16 protein-coding genes and 1 pseudogene are annotated in these 16428 nt (G+C 69.2%); 10 read left to right on the top strand and 7 right to left on the bottom strand.

The window, feature by feature from the left end; genetic code table 11:
• Nucleotides 1–45 precede the first annotated feature (45 nt).
• Nucleotides 46–1440, top strand: a complete 1395-nt coding sequence (locus tag ACJ8AN_RS37175) for a dihydrolipoyl dehydrogenase family protein (RefSeq protein ID WP_407760341.1) — start codon at nucleotides 46–48, stop codon at nucleotides 1438–1440.
• Here ACJ8AN_RS37175 and ACJ8AN_RS37170 read toward each other — a convergent pair.
• Together ACJ8AN_RS37170 and ACJ8AN_RS37165 are read right to left on the bottom strand one after the other, a co-directional pair.
• Nucleotides 1428–1925, bottom strand: coding sequence for a VOC family protein (locus ACJ8AN_RS37170; RefSeq protein WP_407760340.1), 498 nt, complete (start codon nucleotides 1923–1925; stop codon nucleotides 1428–1430). The genes ACJ8AN_RS37175 and ACJ8AN_RS37170 overlap by 13 nt on opposite strands.
• Before the next feature lie 56 nt (nucleotides 1926–1981).
• Entirely contained in the window at nucleotides 1982–2614 is a 633-nt protein-coding gene (locus ACJ8AN_RS37165) for a hypothetical protein (RefSeq protein ID WP_407760339.1), read from the bottom strand.
• A 107-nt stretch (nucleotides 2615–2721) separates the two neighbouring features.
• On the opposite strand from ACJ8AN_RS37165, the gene ACJ8AN_RS37160 reads away from it, so the two are divergent.
• Nucleotides 2722–3069: a DUF2845 domain-containing protein gene (locus tag ACJ8AN_RS37160; RefSeq protein ID WP_407760338.1), complete on the top strand. Its 348-nt coding sequence runs from the start codon at nucleotides 2722–2724 to the stop codon at nucleotides 3067–3069.
• Between the two features lie 2 nt (nucleotides 3070–3071).
• On the opposite strand, the gene ACJ8AN_RS37155 is transcribed toward ACJ8AN_RS37160, so the two are convergent.
• Nucleotides 3072–3725 (bottom strand): NAD(P)-dependent oxidoreductase, encoded by a 654-nt coding sequence (locus ACJ8AN_RS37155; RefSeq protein WP_407760337.1) that lies wholly within the window; start codon nucleotides 3723–3725, stop codon nucleotides 3072–3074.
• A 173-nt stretch (nucleotides 3726–3898) separates the two neighbouring features.
• On the opposite strand from ACJ8AN_RS37155, the gene ACJ8AN_RS37150 reads away from it, so the two are divergent.
• From ACJ8AN_RS37150 to ACJ8AN_RS37140, 3 genes are all read left to right on the top strand, one after another.
• On the top strand, nucleotides 3899–4213 hold the full coding sequence (locus ACJ8AN_RS37150) for a hypothetical protein (protein ID WP_407760336.1): 315 nt from the start codon (nucleotides 3899–3901) through the stop codon (nucleotides 4211–4213).
• Between the two features lie 159 nt (nucleotides 4214–4372).
• Nucleotides 4373–5752 carry an L-serine ammonia-lyase gene (locus tag ACJ8AN_RS37145; protein ID WP_407760335.1) on the top strand — a complete coding sequence of 460 codons (1380 nt, stop codon included), beginning with the start codon at nucleotides 4373–4375 and terminating at the stop codon, nucleotides 5750–5752.
• Between the two features lie 34 nt (nucleotides 5753–5786).
• Nucleotides 5787–6446, top strand: coding sequence for an SRPBCC family protein (locus ACJ8AN_RS37140; protein ID WP_407760334.1), 660 nt, complete (start codon nucleotides 5787–5789; stop codon nucleotides 6444–6446).
• A 61-nt stretch (nucleotides 6447–6507) separates the two neighbouring features.
• Here the strand turns inward: ACJ8AN_RS37140 and ACJ8AN_RS37135 are convergent, their stop codons facing one another.
• A complete protein-coding gene (locus ACJ8AN_RS37135) occupies nucleotides 6508–6987 on the bottom strand; it encodes a tetratricopeptide repeat protein (protein ID WP_407760333.1) in 480 nt (159 codons plus the stop codon).
• 68 nt (nucleotides 6988–7055) lie between these two features.
• On the opposite strand from ACJ8AN_RS37135, the pseudogene ACJ8AN_RS37130 reads away from it, so the two are divergent.
• Nucleotides 7056–7190 (top strand): annotated as a pseudogene (locus ACJ8AN_RS37130) (carbohydrate-binding module family 20 domain-containing protein); the annotation flags it as partial.
• On the opposite strand, the gene ACJ8AN_RS37125 reads toward ACJ8AN_RS37130, so the two are convergent.
• Nucleotides 7168–7599, bottom strand: coding sequence for a hypothetical protein (locus ACJ8AN_RS37125; RefSeq protein WP_407760332.1), 432 nt, complete (start codon nucleotides 7597–7599; stop codon nucleotides 7168–7170). The pseudogene ACJ8AN_RS37130 and the gene ACJ8AN_RS37125 sit on opposite strands and share 23 nt — an antisense overlap.
• Nucleotides 7600–7747: 148 nt before the next feature.
• Complete coding sequence (locus ACJ8AN_RS37120; RefSeq protein WP_407760331.1) at nucleotides 7748–9619, bottom strand: hypothetical protein; 1872 nt, start codon at nucleotides 9617–9619, stop codon at nucleotides 7748–7750.
• Nucleotides 9620–10098: 479 nt separating this feature from the next.
• Between ACJ8AN_RS37120 and cglD the strand changes: the two genes are divergently transcribed.
• Nucleotides 10099–12807 carry an adventurous gliding motility lipoprotein CglD gene (gene cglD / locus ACJ8AN_RS37115; RefSeq protein ID WP_407760330.1) on the top strand — a complete coding sequence of 903 codons (2709 nt, stop codon included), beginning with the start codon at nucleotides 10099–10101 and terminating at the stop codon, nucleotides 12805–12807.
• A gap of 60 nt (nucleotides 12808–12867) precedes the next feature.
• Here cglD and ACJ8AN_RS37110 read toward each other — a convergent pair whose 3' ends face one another.
• The gene (locus tag ACJ8AN_RS37110; protein ID WP_407760329.1) at nucleotides 12868–13356 is read right to left on the bottom strand and encodes a hypothetical protein; all 489 of its coding nucleotides are present in this window, start codon (nucleotides 13354–13356) and stop codon (nucleotides 12868–12870) included.
• Between the two features lie 324 nt (nucleotides 13357–13680).
• Between ACJ8AN_RS37110 and ACJ8AN_RS37105 the strand changes: the two genes are divergently transcribed.
• The 3 genes from ACJ8AN_RS37105 to ACJ8AN_RS37095 all read left to right on the top strand — a co-directional run.
• Nucleotides 13681–15141 carry a hypothetical protein gene (locus tag ACJ8AN_RS37105; RefSeq protein ID WP_407760328.1) on the top strand — a complete coding sequence of 487 codons (1461 nt, stop codon included), beginning with the start codon at nucleotides 13681–13683 and terminating at the stop codon, nucleotides 15139–15141.
• Nucleotides 15142–15278: 137 nt separating this feature from the next.
• Complete coding sequence (locus ACJ8AN_RS37100) at nucleotides 15279–15872, top strand: SRPBCC family protein (RefSeq protein ID WP_407760327.1); 594 nt, start codon at nucleotides 15279–15281, stop codon at nucleotides 15870–15872.
• A gap of 211 nt (nucleotides 15873–16083) precedes the next feature.
• Nucleotides 16084–16428 (top strand): hypothetical protein (locus tag ACJ8AN_RS37095; protein ID WP_407760326.1); only part of this gene is annotated, 345 nt, incomplete at its 3' end.

The following is a 16428-nucleotide window of genomic DNA, read 5'->3' as shown; positions in this document are numbered from 1 at the left end:
GCTCCCCTACTCCTTTCCCAGGGACTCGCGGCACGGAGAGGACACATGGCGGACGCATTCGACGTGGTGGTCATCGGTGGAGGCCCGGCCGGAGAGAACGCGGCGGCGCGCACCGCCGCGGGAGGACTCTCGACGGCGCTGGTGGAGGTGGAGCGGCTCGGCGGCGAGTGCTCCTACTGGGCCTGCATCCCCAGCAAGGCGCTGCTGCGGCCTCCCGATCTGGTGTGGCTCGCCCGGCACTCGTCCGGCGTCCGCGAGGCCTTCAAGGGCCCCATCGACGCCGCGAAGGTGCTCGAGCGCCGGGACGAGCTGGTCCACCACTACGACGACAGCTCCCAGGCCGAGTGGGCTCGCAAGGCGAAGCTGGAGGTGGTGCGAGGGCACGGCCGGCTTGGGGGGCCTCGCACGGTGCGGGTGACGTCACGCGACGGCGGCACGCGCGAGCTGACGGCGCGCCGGGCGGTGGTGCTCGCCACGGGCAGCCGCGCGCGCATCCCGGACGTCCCCGGGCTCCATGAGGCCAGGCCGTGGACGAATCGCGAGGGCACGGGTGCCAAGGACGTTCCCCGGCGGCTGGTGGTGATGGGAGGCGGCGTGGTGGCGGCGGAGCTGAGCCAGGCCTGGCGCGCGCTGGGCTCCGAGGAGGTGACGCTGTTGGAGCGCGGGCCGCACATCCTCGGGCGCGTGGAGCCCTTCGCGCGCGAGCTCGTGGAGAAGGCCCTGCGCGAGAGCGGCATCACGGTGCGCACGGGCACCCAGGTGACGCGCGTCCACCGTCCCGGCGGACAGGGCGAGGTGACGGTGACGCTCTCCACCGGGGAGACGCTGAGCGCGGACGAGCTGCTGGTGGCGACGGGCCGGGTGCCCGCCACGCAGGACGTGGGACTGGAGACGGTGGGCCTGACGCCGGGCAAGCCCGTGGAGGTGGACGACGAGCTCCGGGCCTGGGGCGTGGAAGGCGGCTGGCTGTACGCGTGCGGAGACGTGAACGGGCGCAACCTGCTCACGCACATGGGCAAGTACCAGGCGCGGCTCGTGGGGGACAACATCCTGGGCCGGCAGAGCCATGCGTGGGCGGATGCGCGGGTGACACCGCAGGTCATCTTCACGCATCCACAGCTGGCCTCGGTGGGGCTCACCGAGGTCCAGGCGCGCGAGCGGGGCTTTCCGGTGCGCACCGTCCAGGTGGGCATGGACTCGGTGGCGGGCACGGCCCTGCTCGGCGAGGGCTTCGACGGAGCGGTGAAGCTGGTGGTGGACGAGAAGCGGCGCATCCTCCTCGGAGCCACCTTCGTGGGCCCCGAGGCCGGCGAGCTGCTGCACGCGGCCACCGTCGCGGTGGCCGGCGAGGTGACGCTCGACACGCTCTGGCACGCGGTGCCGGCCTACCCCACGGTCAGCGAGGTGTGGCTGCGGCTGCTCGAGGCCTACGGCTTGTGAGCCGCCGACGCCTTCGCGAGGGTGTCGAAGGCGGAGATGACCTCGGCGGGGGCCTGCACCAGCTCGATGAGCACGCCCTCGCCCCCGAGCGGGAACTGCTCGTTGCCCTTGGGGTGGATGAACGTCACGTCGAAGCCGGCCGCGCCCTTGCGGATGCCGCCGGGAGCGAAGCGCACGCCCTGCCCCTCGAGCCAGCTCACCGCCGCGCGCAGCTCATCCACCCAGAGGCCCAGGTGGTTGAGCGCGGGCTCATGCACGCGCGGCTTGCCGTTGGGATCCACCGGCTGCATCAGGTCCACCTCCACGCGGAAGGGCCCGACGCCAGCCACGACGATGTCCTCGTCGACGTTCTCGCGCTCGCTGCGGTAGGTGCCGTGGGGCTCGAGGCCCAGCACCTCCACCCAGAGCTTGCGCAGGGGTGCCTTGTCCGGCCCGCCGATGGCTACCTGCTGGAGTCCCAGGATGCGAAAGGGTCGTGTCGTCATGGCGGCGCACCGTCGCAGAGCGAGCCGGGACAGGCAAGGGTCCGCGCTCGGGCGGCTCAGAAGCCCGGCGGCACCCGGCCATGCAGACACGTAATGGTGTTGGGCTCGCGGGGCCCCGACCACAGCGCCTGCCTCGGGCCCGGGCGCGTCTCGGGAGGAACGCCCTCCTCCACCGGCCAGTGGGGCTCCTCGCCGGGGCGCAGCGAGTGCAGCCCGCTCTGCCAGGGGCCGATGACGTAGGTGTGCCCCGCGGCGCGGCAGCCGAAGAAGCGCGTCCAGGCCTTCGCGAAGGTGTGCCCCCGCGCCGTCCCGAACGTCTCGCAGGTGCGGAACCACCAGAGCGCCTCGCCGCCGGGCACGAGCCGCTCGCGCAACGCCACCAATCGCTCGTGCCACGGGTGGTCCGGCACGAGCGCCCGGACGTCCATCGGCACGCGATGGACGAGCACACGGCCCCAGTTGCCGTGGCCCCAGAACTGGATTTCGGCGATGCGCTCCTCGCGCGAGCGTTCGAGCAGCCAGTCGAAGGCCTCGGGCCAGCTCGCCACGCCCTTCCAGTCATCGAGCCGGCCGAGCGCGCCATACAGCACGCCGCCCACGCGCCACGAGAAGGAGAGGCCCGGCAGCCCCCAGCGGCCGCCGCAGGTCCGGTCGTACACCATCAACCTCGAGCCCGCCGTTCGAGCCATCGCCAATCCTCCCCGGCACAAGGTATCCCCGGCCCTGGCGGATGAATATCTCCAGGGGCTGGGACGTCCCGCTCATCCCCCGTACGAACCTTCCCAGGAGCCCCCTCATGCGAGCCCCACTGGCCACCCTCTCCCTCTCGATCCTCTTCTTCCTCCCCGCCACCAGTGACGCGGCCACGCTCCGCTGTGGCAACGAGCTCGCCTCGGACGGCGCCTCCAAGTCCGACGTCCTGCTCAAGTGCGGAGAGCCCCAGTCCAAGGACTCGCACACCGAGGCCGTGGGCGAGAAGACGAAGCAGAAGACCGAGGGGGCTGGCACCACCACCTCCGAGCACGTCGTCTACAAGACCGTGGAGGAGTGGACGTACAACTTCGGTCCCCGCCGGCTGATGCAGGTGGTGGTGTTCGAGAACGGCCATCTCGTGGACGTGAAGAGCGCGGGCTACGGCCGCTAGTCTCAGGCCGACAGCGCGACCGTCCGGAAGAGGAACTGGTCGCCCCCCACCACCGAGGCCAGGAAGCGCCCCACGTCATCCCGGGGAACGGTGTTGTGATGCACCTCTCCCGTGGTCGAGGCCAGCACCTCCCCGTGGGGCCGCCCATTGGTGAGCCCCACCGGCTGGACGATGATCCAATCCAGGCCGCTGTTGCGCACCAGTTGCTCCTGGCGCTCCTTGTCGGAGATCTGCTCCTTGAGCAGCAACCGGTAGGCCGTCCTGAAGGGCCAGGGCAGCTTCTCGCGCGTCTCCCCCACACCGTAGGCCGAGACCACCACGAGCCTGCGCACCCCCACCCGGTGCATGGCCTGGATGATGGTGCGCGTGCCCTCGGAGCAGACGTTGGTGGGCGTGCGCGAGCGGCGGAGCAGACGCACCTTCAGCGGGTTGTCGTTCACCCCGAGCGACACCACGGCCGCGTCCTGTCCGGACAACACGCCCTCCACGTCCTCGGGCCGCAGGGCATCTCCCGAGACGAGCCGCAGCCGCTCCGAATGGAGCTCGAGCCGCTCGGCGTGCCGGGAGAACGCGGTCACCTCGTGGCCACCGTCCAGGAGCTCCCGCACCGCCGCGCGTCCCGTTCCACCCGTCGCACCGAAGACGACGACCTTCATGGCTCACCCCCGTCCCCGTACCCGTGGGGATGGCGTCCGCGGCTGGCAACCCGCCGCCCCCGTACGCACCGCCATCAGGGAGGCGGCCGACCCCCGCACTGTGGGTCTCCATGCAAACGGCACCCGGCCCCCCTTCCCGCCAGCCTCCCCCGCCCGCACCTTCTGGGGAAGCCATGAACCTCCTCACCTCCTCTGACCCTTCCACCAGACGACGCTGGCTCGCACTCGCGGGCGTGGTCGCCGTTCCCGTCTATGTCCTCCCCGTGGGCCTCTTCGGCCTGCGTGCGCTCTGGCCGCGCACCCTTCGCACCGCCACCTCCGGCGCCATCGCCCTGGGCGTGGTGTCCCTGGTGGGACTGGGCCTGCGAGGGCTCGCCCGGGTGAAGGCCGAGCAGCCGAGCGGTGGGGGGCCCGAGCGCTGGAAGTTCCCCTTCCGCTGGCCCACCATGCCGGAGGAGTTCGCCGCCTCGGCCGCCTCGGGCCACTGAGCTCGTTGCACCTCCGACGCATGACGCGGGCCGTCAGAGGCCTCCGTCCGAGAGCGCACACGGCCTGGCCGTGAGGACGCTGCTCACACAGGGGACTGGCGCGGCGGGAAGCCTCCGCTTGGGGTATAGGTTCGCCAGCCCTCGGGCGGGAGGCAGTTCGTGGCACTCAGTGTCTTCGACATGTTCAAGATCGGTATCGGGCCGTCGAGCTCGCATACCGTGGGACCGATGCGTGCGGCGCGGCAGTTCGTGGAGGCCCTCGCGAAGGCGGAGGGAGGGCTGGAGCGCGTCGAGTCCGTGAAGGCGGAGCTCTTCGGCTCGCTCGGACACACGGGCAAGGGGCACGGCAGCGATATCGCGGTCCTCCTGGGCCTCGAGGGCGAGCGGCCCGAGGAAGTCGACTGCGACGCCGTGCCCGCCCGTATCTCGGCCATCACCGAGACGGGGAAGCTCAAGCTGCTCGGCCAGCAGACGGTGAAGTTCAAGGTGTCCGAGGACATCGTCTTCCACAAGCGCCAGTCGCTGCCGCGCCACCCCAACGGCATGCGCTTCACCGCGGTGCTCGCCCACCAGAGCGAGCCCTTCGCGCGCGCCTACTACTCGGTGGGCGGCGGCTTCGTCGTCAACGACGACGGCACCGCGACGCAGGGCCCGGGCTCCGGCGACTCGCGCATCCCCTACCCCTTCAAGACGGGCGCGGAGCTGCTGGCGCTCTGCCATCAACACGGGCTGTGCATCAGCACGATGATGATGGAGAACGAGAAGGCGCTGCGGCCGGAGGCCGAGGTGCGCGCCGGGCTGCTGCGCATCTGGGAAGTGATGCAGGCGTGCGTGAAGCGCGGCTGCGAGCGCGAGGGCATCCTCCCGGGCGGGCTCAAGGTGAAGCGGCGCGCCGCGGGCATCTACCGCAAGCTCAAGGGCGACATGCGCGGCAACGCGGACCCGCTGCTGGCCATGGATTGGGTGAACCTGTACGCGCTCGCGGTGAACGAGGAGAACGCGGCCCAGGGGCGCGTGGTGACGGCGCCCACCAACGGCGCGGCCGGTATTGTCCCCGCGGTGCTGCACTACTACCGGCGCTTCGTGCCGGGCGCGGACGACGAGGGCGCCATCCGCTTCCTGCTCACCGCGGGAGCCATCGGCATGCTCTACAAGCTCAACGCCTCCATCTCCGGTGCCGAGGTGGGCTGCCAGGGTGAGGTGGGCGTGGCCTGCTCCATGGCGGCGGCGGGCCTCACCGAGGTCATGGGCGGCACGTCCGAGCAGGTGGAGAACGCGGCGGAAATCGGCATGGAGCACAACCTGGGGCTCACGTGTGACCCCATCGGCGGCCTGGTGCAGGTGCCGTGCATCGAGCGCAACGCCATGGGCTCCATCAAGGCCATCAACGCCGCGCGGCTGGCGCTGCAGGGCGATGGCAAGCACAAGGTGTCGCTCGACAAGGTCATCGCGACCATGCGCCAGACGGGCGCGGATATGATGACGAAGTACAAGGAGACCGCTCGTGGCGGTCTCGCCGTGAACATCATCGAGTGCTGAGCTCCCCCCCACCTCCCGACTTCCAGGAGATGACATGTTGAAGAAGGTCTTCCTCGCGCTCGCCGTCGCCGTGGTGGGCTTCGCCGCCGTGGTGGCGTCGCGTCCGTCCACCTTCCGCGTCGAGCGTTCCATCACCATCGCCGCCCCGGTGGATCTGCCGTTCGGCATCGTGAACGACTTCCACAAGTGGCACTTCTGGTCGCCGTGGGAAGCGCTCGACCCGAACATGAAGAAGACGTTCGACGGGCCGTTCGCGGGCCCCGGCGCCATCTACGCGTGGTCCGGCAACGAGGCCGCGGGCGAGGGGAAGATGACCATCCTCGAGTCGAAGCCCTACGAATCCATCCACATCGAGCTCGAGTTCCTCAAGCCCTGGCCGGGCAAGAGCCTCACCCTCGTCACGTACCAGCCGGTGCCCGAGGGCATCCAGATGACCTGGGCCATGGAGGGGCAGAACGACTTCATGGGCAAGGCCGTCTCGATGTTCATCGACATGGACGCCATGCTGGGCAAGGACTTCGAGAAGAGCCTGGCCACCATCAAGACGCTGACCGAGCAGGAGGCGAAGAACCGGCTCGAGCGCGAGGCCCGGCTCAAGGCCAAGGCCGAAGCCGAGGCCGCCGCGAAGGCCGCGCAGGCGGCTCCGGCCGCGGTCCCCAATGGTCCGGCCCAGGCGGCCACGACCACGCCCTGAGTGAGTCGTACCGGGGCAGGAGGCGCTGAAGGCCCCTGCCCCGCGCCGTATGCGGGAGACGTCAGTGGCCGCCCACGTTGGCGCAGGCCCGCGAGTCCCCCGCATCACACGCACGCTGGAGGAGCTTCGTGGCCTCGGCGTCGTTCTTCTCGGCGCACGTGCCCGTCCTGTGGCAGATGCCGGCGCTGAAGCAGCCCGCCGCATCCCCTCCGTCACACGCCCGCATGTAGAGCGAATAGGCCCGGGCTGGATCCGCGCTCACGCCCCGCCCCTGCCAGACGAGCGTGCCCAGCACGTTGCACGCCCGCGCCACGCCCGCGTCACACACGCGCGTGTACAGCTCCACCGCGCGCGCCGGGTCTCCCCTGCGATCGGCCTCCGTGGCCGCGTCCAGGCACCCCTTCACCGTCCCACCGGGGCACTTCTCGTCCTTGCCCGCCAGGGCCGCCGCGGCCTTGTCCTGCGTGGCCCCTCCCCCCTGTCCCTGCTTCTCCGAGCACGCCACCACCGAGAGCAGCGCCAGCATCCAGACCCTCTTCATGGACTCCTCCTCGTTCGCGCGACGCACCGCATTGAAATACATCTACCACCGGCGCCACCGTCACCTTCAACGAGACGGCCAGCACCGTGACCGGCCAGAACATCTACGTGGTGGGCAGCATCGCCGCGCGCGGGAGCTGGAACACCAGCTCGGCCATCAAGCTCGAGAAGGACGGCCCGCTCAGAAATCGTAGCGGTTCGTGACGGAACCGCTGAGGTGGTAGCTGTAGTTGCCGACGTAGATCTTGAACATGGAGCCGATCGGAGCGGTGAGGCCATAGGCCAGCCCGGAGCAACCGGTGCAGAGCGGAACGCCGTTCTTGCTCACGTTCCACAGACCGTCCACCTCGTAGGCCGTCGGGCTGCCCGTGACGGAGACGAGCTGGAACTCGTAGAGATCCCCGGTGGGCGCCTTGGCGCGGGCGTTGATGAACGCGTAGCCCGAGACCTCGGTCCAGCTGAAGGAGCAACTGGCGGACGTGGCGACGTAGCTGGCCCCCGGCTCGGAGATCAATCCAGGCTGGGTGGCCCAGACGTTGTGCACGGGGTTGGCGGCAAGGGCCACGGCGGGAAACAAGGCGGACAGCGCGACCAGCAGGGGGGTGGTCTTCATGGTGTCATGCTCTCGTCGAGGTGAGCGCCTCATGGCGGCTCACAGGCCGCGGGGGTGGCCTCGGAGAATGCTCATCCCTGGAATACCTGCAAGTCAATCAGAGCACGGGTTCCGTGCTTTCATGGGACCCTCGAAAGTGTTAACCACCCTACCGCACGGTGCCTCCGGAAGCGCTCGTCAGGGTATGGCTGCCGCTCCAGAGCCGGTTGAGGGTGAGCCATACCAGCCCGGCACTGGCATCCACGGATGCGAAGTAATCCACATCCGCGGTCAGTGGCGCGCCATCCAGATAGAGGCGCCCCGGCACGCCTCCCGGCTTGTGCACCAGGAAGAGGGGATTCCGAATGTCTCCCCCGGCGGCATCGAGCGTCACGGTGAAGTGACCCGTCGCATCCGCCAGGACTTCATAGGCCCCATAGGTGCTGTTGAAACCTGGCACCGGATAGCTCCCGGTGTCCGAGCGGCCCACGCCAAGCGGCCCCTGCGTCACCACCTCGCCCCGGGTGGCGCTGAGCCGCGCCTCGAGCATCCGCTCCACCTGCGTCACCTGCGCCTGGACATCCCCGGTGCTCTGTCTGCCCATGACCATGAAGACGGAGTAGCTCTGATAGGGATGGCCCGAGAGCTGGCCTCCATAGCCATAACTCCAATAGGACGTACTGCCCACGGCGCCATACATCAAACCCCAGGCGAAACGCTTGCTCCGGGTCGGGCTGGAGTCATCCATCTCGTACTGGCAGAGCTGATAGGGCCAGTTCCAATTGGGCGGCATGAGCCAGTTGCCAAAGTTGCCAGTATTCGCCCGATCCTCGGAGGTGTGGCCCCAGTTGTCATGGAACCACGTGCCGCCCGTGTTGTGCTGGAGCCAGTCGAGCGTCTGCACCATCCCCATCTCGGCGTCCGCGCTCCGCGAATACGTCAGGGAATAGGGCACCACGTTCGGCCGCGTGTAGTCCCAGCGGCTCTGGGCCGTGAGCGGCTCGTCGCGGGAGAGGAATTGGTGGTGGTCTCCCCACTTCACGCCATCCACCCACGCGTTGGTGCCATCCCCATCCCAGGCGATGTCTCCGTAGGGCGTCCGCGAATCCACGCTCGAGGACAGTCCACCGGCTCCGGCGGCGCTGGTGTCGAAGGTGACGGCGTAGACCGGATGGTCCCGCCCCGTGGCGAAGAACCAGTGCACCGTGGCCTTGATGCCCGGGGTGCCGTAGAGGGGCAGGTTCCAGGAGAACTCGTGGAGGGCATGGTGCCGGCCCACGAAGACCTGGCGGTAGCTGCCCGGGAGATCCGCGGAGTGGGTCACCGTGTTGTCGTAGTGGTTCACCACGTAGCCCCAGCCGTTCCACTTGCCCATGGCCCCCGTGCCCGAGGCCACGCGCTCCCCCGTGCCCGCGTAGAAGCGGAACTGCCGGAGCATGCCGCCGTAGCTGCCTCCGGGGTCCCGCGTGTCATTGCGCGTGAGGACCGCCGTACGCTGCCTCCGGCCTGAATCCAGCCAACGATAGACATCCGAGTCGTAGTTCCCAGGCAGCTCGTGGCTCCAGGCGAGCGAGGCCCACGTATCCGGAGGGGGATTCACCGTCACCTTCGTGGTCGCCGTGACGGTCCCCGCCTCGTTCGTGGCCTTCAACGTGTAGGTCGCCGTCCGAGCCGGCTGCACCGTCACGCGCGACCCCGTCACGTGGCCCACGTCCGGCTCGATGCTCACCTGCGCGGGTCCCACCAGCTCCCAGTCCAGGGTCGCGTCCTGGCCCACGTCGATCGTCGAGGGGGTCGCCCCGAAATGAAGGATCGCCGGAGGCGTCATCGGCGGAGTCCCCGGACTCCCACTGTCGGGGAGACCGGCGTCCGGAGTCCCGCTGTCGGGGAGCTCGTCCTCGGGCTCCCCACTGTCGGGGAGGTCCCCCTCCTGCGTCCCGCTGTCAGGGAGGTCCACGACCACGGGCGCTGAAACCCTGTCGCAACCCGGCAGGGCCACCAGCAACAGCATCAGCAGCCAGGAGCCCAGGCTCCGGAACATGTCGGCCTCCAACTTCGTCCCACGCACGAAAGGAGGCGTATGACAAACCCCCTGCCCGCTCCGCGCAACAACGCCGTGGTGACACCTTCCGGAACGGCCGGCGCTCCACCTCGCGCCCACCTCGGGTGCGGCCCGGCGGTCACTCTCCTCGTCGTGGGGCGCGGGAGGCCTCTTCCGCCACGAAGCACCAGGGCCACGGGCACGGGCGCCCGCCTGCTCGCAGCGCCTCCTCGGCGCCTTCCCGCCCTCTTCAGGAAAACGACAATTTTCCAGTTGGATTGGTTTTGAACACTCTCGTTTGAAGAAGCCGCTTGAACCCTGACATGCCGGGCATTCACTCTCGCCCCGGCCGTAAAATCCCGCTATCAGCGAAACCCAACCCCGCCTACGCCTCCCGCGTATATGCTGCAAGCCAATGCCGCCGGGGGGGCGGTCTCCCAAAAACGCCAGGAGGTCTCTGGCTGGAGGAAGTGCTCCAAATGAATCCGCGACAATTGATTGGCGCAGCCCTGCTCGCGCTGAGCCTGATGACGGCGGCCGCGTGCGGTAACCCGGCCACCGGGGGTCCCGATGCCGGCGGCACGCCCGATACGGGTCCCACACCGCAGCCCACCGATCCCAGCGATCCGAGCAACGCCACCAAGGACACCGACTGCGACGGCCTGAGCGACAAGGTCGAGTACGAGGCCAGGTACGACGGGCAGCAGACGAACCCCGGCCTGGCGGATACGGATCAGGACGGGCTCTCGGACGGGCTCGAGGTGGGCATCACCCAGGCGGTGGCCGGCACCAACTGCACCATCACCCCCGACCTCGGCACCGCCGTGAACACGAGCCCCGTCAAGGCGGACTCGGACGGTGACGGCCTGCTCGATGGCGTGGAGGACGCCAACCACAACGGCAGGGTGGACGACACCGAGACCCACCCGCTGCTCGTGGACACCGACTGCGACGGCCTGCGCGACGGCCCGAGCACCGGCAGCGTGAAGGGCGAGGACCTGAACGGCGACGGCACCCGTCAGGCCAACGAGACCGACCCGCGCCACTTCGACACCGATGGCGACGGCATCTCCGACGGCGTGGAGCTGGGCGCCACCACCAACCTGGACGAGGCCAACTGCACCGGCATCTTCCGTCCGGACGCCAACCCCGGCACCACCACCGACGCCACCAACCCGGACTCCGACAGTGACGGGGTGAACGACGGCGCCGAGGACGCCAACCAGAACGGCAGCGTGGACTCGGGTGAGTTGGACCCCAAGAGCAACGACGCCTCGGGCCCGGCCGGCCAGGTGTGCACCGAGGCCAACCTGCGCCCCGTGTCCTTCCAGTCCGAGAGTGGCGCCGACCTCCGGCTCGCCCTGCCCCCCTCCTTCACCCAGGTCACGCAGATCACGTCGGGCGGCGCGGTGAAGGGCCTGGTGGGCTACGACAGCACCAACAAGGTCTCCTTCCTGGCCTTCCGCACCACGCCTCCCGCGGGCGCCACGGATCCGCTCGGCGACGAGGAGGCCCTGCGTCCCAGCATCGCGGCCAAGGGCACCCTGAGCAACCGCACCGCCCTGACGTTCAAGACCTGGGAGGGCTTCGACGCCGTGCAGGCCTTCTATGATCAGGCCGGCACGACCACGGATCTCAATGACCGCGTCAACCAGCTGGTGGACGCGCTGGTGCCCGGCAGCACGGGCCGCCTGTCCGGCAAGGCGGGCGTGGTGGGCAACTTCCGCCTCCAGACGGCCTTCGTGCACCGCTCGGCCCAGAGCCTCGTGGTGATCATCGCGGTGGCCCCCGTGGCCAACGTGACGGACACCAACCGCAGCACGACCGCGGCCTTCTCCATCAAGGACCTGTCGGATGGCTCCGCGATCGCCCAGTTCGGCGAGCCCACCGCGGTGCAGTGCGAGCGCTTCTCGCTCCCCACTGCCAAGGTGGACTTCCTCTTCGTCGTGGACGACAGCGGCTCCATGTCGAGCTCGCAGAAGGCGCTGGGCATCGCCGCCAAGTCCGCGGTGACCGCGCTCAACGCCTCGTCGCTCGACTGGCGCATGGCGCTCGTCACCTCGAGCTACCACCTGGACCCGAGCAAGAATTCCGAGTGGGGACCGAACGCCCTCAAGCTGCGGCCCTTCACCCGCAACGTGAACAAGGTGATGGCGTGGCTGACGCAGGGCAGTACGTGCTCGTCCAGCACGAAGACGTGCAGCCTCGCGTCTCCTCCGGGCCCCACACCCGCGGACTGCCCCGGTGATACGAGCCAGGGCTCCAATGGTGGCTGCTGGGTGGACATCCAGGGCGCCTCCGCCGAGGGCGTGCTCGGCGCGGCCCGCAAGGCCGTCGACGACATGACGCCGGGCACCGCCCCCACCGATACCGAGTCCGACCTCAAGACGCGCGCCGACGCCACCATCGTGGTCGTGCTGCTCGGCGACGCGGATGATCAGACGAACGGCTACACGACGGCCCTCCAGAATTGCGGCTCGAACAGCACCACCGTGGATGGAGGCAAGTGCGATCCCATCTCCGACTACGTGAGCTTCTTCGGCACCGGCTCGGAGGTGCCCCAGCCGACCAACAAGACGAAGAAGCACATCGTCGTGCACGGCATCGTGTGCCCGGCCGGCTCGGACTGCGGTGAGTACAACCCGCCGAGCCAGCGCCACGTCCAGGTGGTCAACGCCACGGGTGGCATCGTCGGCTCCATCATCAACGACGCCTCCATCTCGACCTCGATGGATGCCATCACGGGCAACACCATCGGCAACGCGGGCTACAAGACGCTCAAGCCGCCCATCGGTGCCTCCATCAAGGTCGCCATGGACAACGTGAGTAATCCCGCCGTCTGCACGACGGGCAACGACATCCCGCGCAGCACGGCCAACGGCTTCGACTTCGACGGCCGGGCACGCACCCTGTCCTTCTTCGGCGCCTGCCGCCCCGCGGCCTCCTCGACCAACATCGCGGTGTCGTACCGCTACTGGATCGACCAGGTGAAGGATCCCAACGGCGGCGTCCCGTGCGAGGACGACCCGGGCTACAGCCCGACCGAGCCGGACCACTGCGCCGGCCCCACGCTCGGCTGCAACGACGCGGGCAACGCGTGCGTCTGCAAGCCCAACTGCGGTGACACCTGCGGCACGGGCGCGAAGTGCAACATGACGAAGTGCGCCTGCGAGGCGATCCTCAACTAGCCGTCCGTGCGCTCCGGGCCCGGTGAGAACCCGGGTCCGGAGCCGCGGAGTCGTGAGCGGCTACTGCGCCGCGCTCGCCAGCGCGAAGAGCAGCAGGGTCGCCTGCTCGGTTGCTCCCCTCGAGAGGAGCTCGGGCGGAACGAAGAGCCGCACGGGAGGCGCCAGCTTGCCGTCGCAGCTGCGCGGCCCCTGGTACCAGCCGTCGGTGTTCGTCAGCTCGTAGCGGCACTGGTTGATGTAGACGTGGAGCTCCTTCGGGTTGAGCCGGAGCGTCACGCGTCCATGGACGAAGCCACCCTCGGCCGTGATGGTGTCGCCCTGCTTGCGGACCTTCAGGTTGATGGGGGTGGCGCCGACGACGCCCGAGGCCCCGTCCTCCTTCAACGTGAGCTGCGCCGCCTGGCCGAGCGCCCTTCCCCGCAGCTCCGTCGCGGAGCGGTGCAGCTGAATGTCCGCGGAGAGGACATCCTCCCCGCTGAGCTGAAGGTTGTAGCTCTCGTAGGGCAGGTGCACGGAGATGACCGGTGGCTCGGACGCGCCAACGGCCACTCCGCCCGCCAGGAGACCGAGACCCAGAAGCGACCCACGGGACCAGGAGCGAAGAAGGGACATGCCGCCAGTGTAGACCCGGCCGGGCCCCGAGGCATGCGCGTCCCCGGCGGCTCCGTCCTCGGACGAACCGGCCCACGGGGTTTCCCTCCCCCGGGCGCTCGCCTGCCCGGCCGCCACGGCAGATGGCCCTCCAGGGGAGGAAGTGTGTCAATCGAGGGAAGATCGCTTCCCACTTCGGGGCCGAGAAGGCCCGCCGCGCGCCCTTCCCGAGGCGGTACGCGGCTTGCTCCTGCGCCCTCCCGGTGAAGAGGGGGACGCAGCGTGATTCGCAAAGTGCTGGGGGCGTGTGGGGCGGCGGTGGTGGTGGCGGCGGCATGGGCGTGCAGTGGCTCGGACGAGACGCCACGCCCACCCATCGATGACGGAGCGAGAGTCGGGGAGCCGGATTCCGACGCGGGCCCTCCGCCCACGGAGGACGCGGGCACTCCGCTCCCCGATGCGGGCGAGCCCTCCGAGGACGCGGGCACCCCGCCAGCCGACGCCGGCACGCCTCCGGACGGAGGCGGTGGCGGCGATGCCGGGACGGGGGACGGCACCGATGGAGGCACCCCCGGCTCGCAAAGGGAGGACCCCTGGCCGAAGGAGGCCTCGGTCAATTACTCGCAGCGCTTCGGCGTGGGCAACCCGCGGGGCGTGGCCGTGGATGACGCCTTCAACATCTGGCTGCTCGACGGCAACCGCATCGGCGTGCTGCGCCCGGGAGCCACGCAGCCCCTCTGGGCGAGCAACCTCGGACAGGCCGGCAGGGGCTTCTCCTCCACCGTCATCTGCGGTGGCGCCGCGGGCCGCGCCTACGTGGGCTACTACGCGCGGGAGCTCGATGAGCCCATGCGCTCGTCCTACAACGACTCCACCTTCACCGAGGGCGACCTGGACGCGGTGAAGCTCACCCCCGAGGGCAGCCTCGTCCTCGAGGAGCACGTCAGCCACTCGTTCCGCCGGGACCGGGAGAAGAACGACGGCAGCATCGGCTGGAATCCGCCGGTCAACACCGGCATCCACAACTCCAATGACTGGCGCTTCGACGAGGATCGCGCGGTGCTCAGCTGCGTGAAGGTGATGCGCGGCCGGGACAAGGGCGAGGTGTATATCGGCACCAACCACGGCGTCACCCGCCTCCGGGGGCTCGACTACAACAGCCACCGGCACCCGGTGTGGTTCGACGAGCACGGCGGCCAGCACATCGGCTACAGCTACGGGCTGGGCATTGCCCAGGATGGCGACGTGCTCATCGCCAACGACTGGACCTTCGGCATCGTCACGCCCAACGCGGACCTCGGGCTCTGGGACGCGATGACGCCCAAGACGCTCAACCCGATGAAGGTGGAGTCCTCGTTCCTGCCGGAGGTCAACCCGCTCGCCGAGTTCGACTACTGGCGCGGCTTCCAGCAGACGAAGGACGGCCGCTACTACCTGGCCAGCAAGGACTACGGCCTGTGGGAGCTGACCATCCTCTCGCGCGGCGATCGCGCGCAGAAGGGCACGAAGGTCTCGGCTCTGCCCACCGACGCGCTCACCTCGCTGGCGGCCACGGATGACGGCTCGCTCTTCATCGGCACGGCGGGCTCGGGCCTGTGGCGGATGGACAAGGACAAGCAGCTCTCGAAGGTGGCGAACGTCCCGGGCAAGGGGGTGCGGCAGCTCGTCTATGACCCCAACGCGAGCCCGGCGATGCTCTACGTCCTCACCGACGCGGGGCTCACCGTGCTGCGCGGCTACTGAGGGGCTCGCGGCCAGGGAGGCAGGGGACCCACCTGCCTCCTCCTCTCCCGCTCCCCCAGGACGTGCATCACGAACAGGGCGGCTCCACTCCATTCAGGAGGAGGCTTTTCCCCTCCCCACGGAAGCGGAGCCAATCCATGCGTCACCCGGGCGTTTCCATCCATCGTCCGTTCAGGCCCAAGTGGCCGCTCGTCTTCGCCCTCACCCCGAGCGAGCAATCCTTCGCGGACCAGGCCGAGTACAAGATCGACAACCAGGCCTTGATTCAAGCGCTCCCCGAGCAGGTCTACGACGAGTTCATCGGACTCGAGAACGGCCTCGAGTGGGTCAAACACCTGGTGCGGTTGGATCTGCTCACGCCCGGCGCGCCGCCGGACCGCCGCATCTACGATGAGACCTGGGCCTTCATGACGGTGAGGATCCGCACGGTCGAGGCGGTCCGTGGACGGCGGTGGGTGGGCTCCATCGACAACAGCTCCCTCCCCCTCTCGCGGCAGATGCTCCAGGTGGTCACCTTCGAGCCCCTGCCCAACGGGTGTACGCACTTCCACTGGCGCCTCTATTACACCCCCTCGCTGCTCGCACGGCCCTTCCTCGGCGGCCTGCAGCGCGCCTTCGAACAGATGTTCCGCCAGGACACGGAACAGCTCGCCGCCTTCTTCCGGGAGACACGGCCGGCAGCGGCTTCGCTGGTGGGATTGTCCTCACCGGAAGAGCCACTGCTCGCCTGACCCGGGTACTCAATTCCTGTCACACACGCACGTACGTCCCATCCTCTGGGGAGGCTCGTGCCTGTGTAGGCCACGTGCGCATTCTTCGCGATAGCTGAAAACGGAGAACTCCGCCCAAGACGTGCAGAGGCCGGGGAGCTCGGAATGCCCGAGCCGTGCCCCCAGGCCTCGCGCACGGGATTGCCTTCAGGGCGAGCACGGGAGCCAGTCCATGAACCAGACACAGGCGTTGAGCCCTCAACCGTACAGACCCGGGCCGGGCGTCTCCGGATTCCTCTCGAGATTCATCCCCAAAGCGCGCGGCGTCAGCTCCCGCTCGAGGCTCCTCTCCAAGCCGCGCGTGTACGGGTTCCTCTCGAAGCTCATCCCCAAGCCGCTCCTCTTCGCGCTCCTGCCGAGCGAGGCCTCTTTCGCGAACGAGGCGCCTCATGTGATTGACAACAGAGCACGGGTGCCCGCGCCCCCCGAGCTCGTCTATGACGAGTTCTCCGAGTGCAAGCACGGTCACGAGTGGTTGCTGGTCTTTGATCGCTTCGACTCGCTCACCCCCGGCGAG

This window comes from Archangium sp. (assembly GCF_045802675.1).
Classification (GTDB): domain Bacteria; phylum Myxococcota; class Myxococcia; order Myxococcales; family Myxococcaceae; genus Archangium.
The sequence above is the reverse complement of the archived record's forward strand: the minus strand, read 5'-3'. Positions and strand labels throughout refer to the sequence as shown.

Bases quoted from the DNA above. Each gene is read 5' to 3' on its own strand.
- ACJ8AN_RS37175 (WP_407760341.1), top strand. From the start codon at position 46: ATGGCGGACGCATTCGACGTGGTGGTCATCGGTGGAGGCCCGGCCGGA.
- ACJ8AN_RS37170 (WP_407760340.1), bottom strand. From the start codon at position 1,925: ATGACGACACGACCCTTTCGCATCCTGGGACTCCAGCAGGTAGCCATC.
- ACJ8AN_RS37165 (WP_407760339.1), bottom strand. From the start codon at position 2,614: ATGGCTCGAACGGCGGGCTCGAGGTTGATGGTGTACGACCGGACCTGC.
- ACJ8AN_RS37160 (WP_407760338.1), top strand. From the start codon at position 2,722: ATGCGAGCCCCACTGGCCACCCTCTCCCTCTCGATCCTCTTCTTCCTC.
- ACJ8AN_RS37155 (WP_407760337.1), bottom strand. From the start codon at position 3,725: ATGAAGGTCGTCGTCTTCGGTGCGACGGGTGGAACGGGACGCGCGGCG.
- ACJ8AN_RS37150 (WP_407760336.1), top strand. From the start codon at position 3,899: ATGAACCTCCTCACCTCCTCTGACCCTTCCACCAGACGACGCTGGCTC.
- ACJ8AN_RS37140 (WP_407760334.1), top strand. From the start codon at position 5,787: ATGTTGAAGAAGGTCTTCCTCGCGCTCGCCGTCGCCGTGGTGGGCTTC.
- ACJ8AN_RS37135 (WP_407760333.1), bottom strand. From the start codon at position 6,987: ATGAAGAGGGTCTGGATGCTGGCGCTGCTCTCGGTGGTGGCGTGCTCG.
- ACJ8AN_RS37125 (WP_407760332.1), bottom strand. From the start codon at position 7,599: ATGAAGACCACCCCCCTGCTGGTCGCGCTGTCCGCCTTGTTTCCCGCC.
- ACJ8AN_RS37120 (WP_407760331.1), bottom strand. From the start codon at position 9,619: ATGTTCCGGAGCCTGGGCTCCTGGCTGCTGATGCTGTTGCTGGTGGCC.
- cglD (WP_407760330.1), top strand. From the start codon at position 10,099: ATGAATCCGCGACAATTGATTGGCGCAGCCCTGCTCGCGCTGAGCCTG.
- ACJ8AN_RS37100 (WP_407760327.1), top strand. From the start codon at position 15,279: ATGCGTCACCCGGGCGTTTCCATCCATCGTCCGTTCAGGCCCAAGTGG.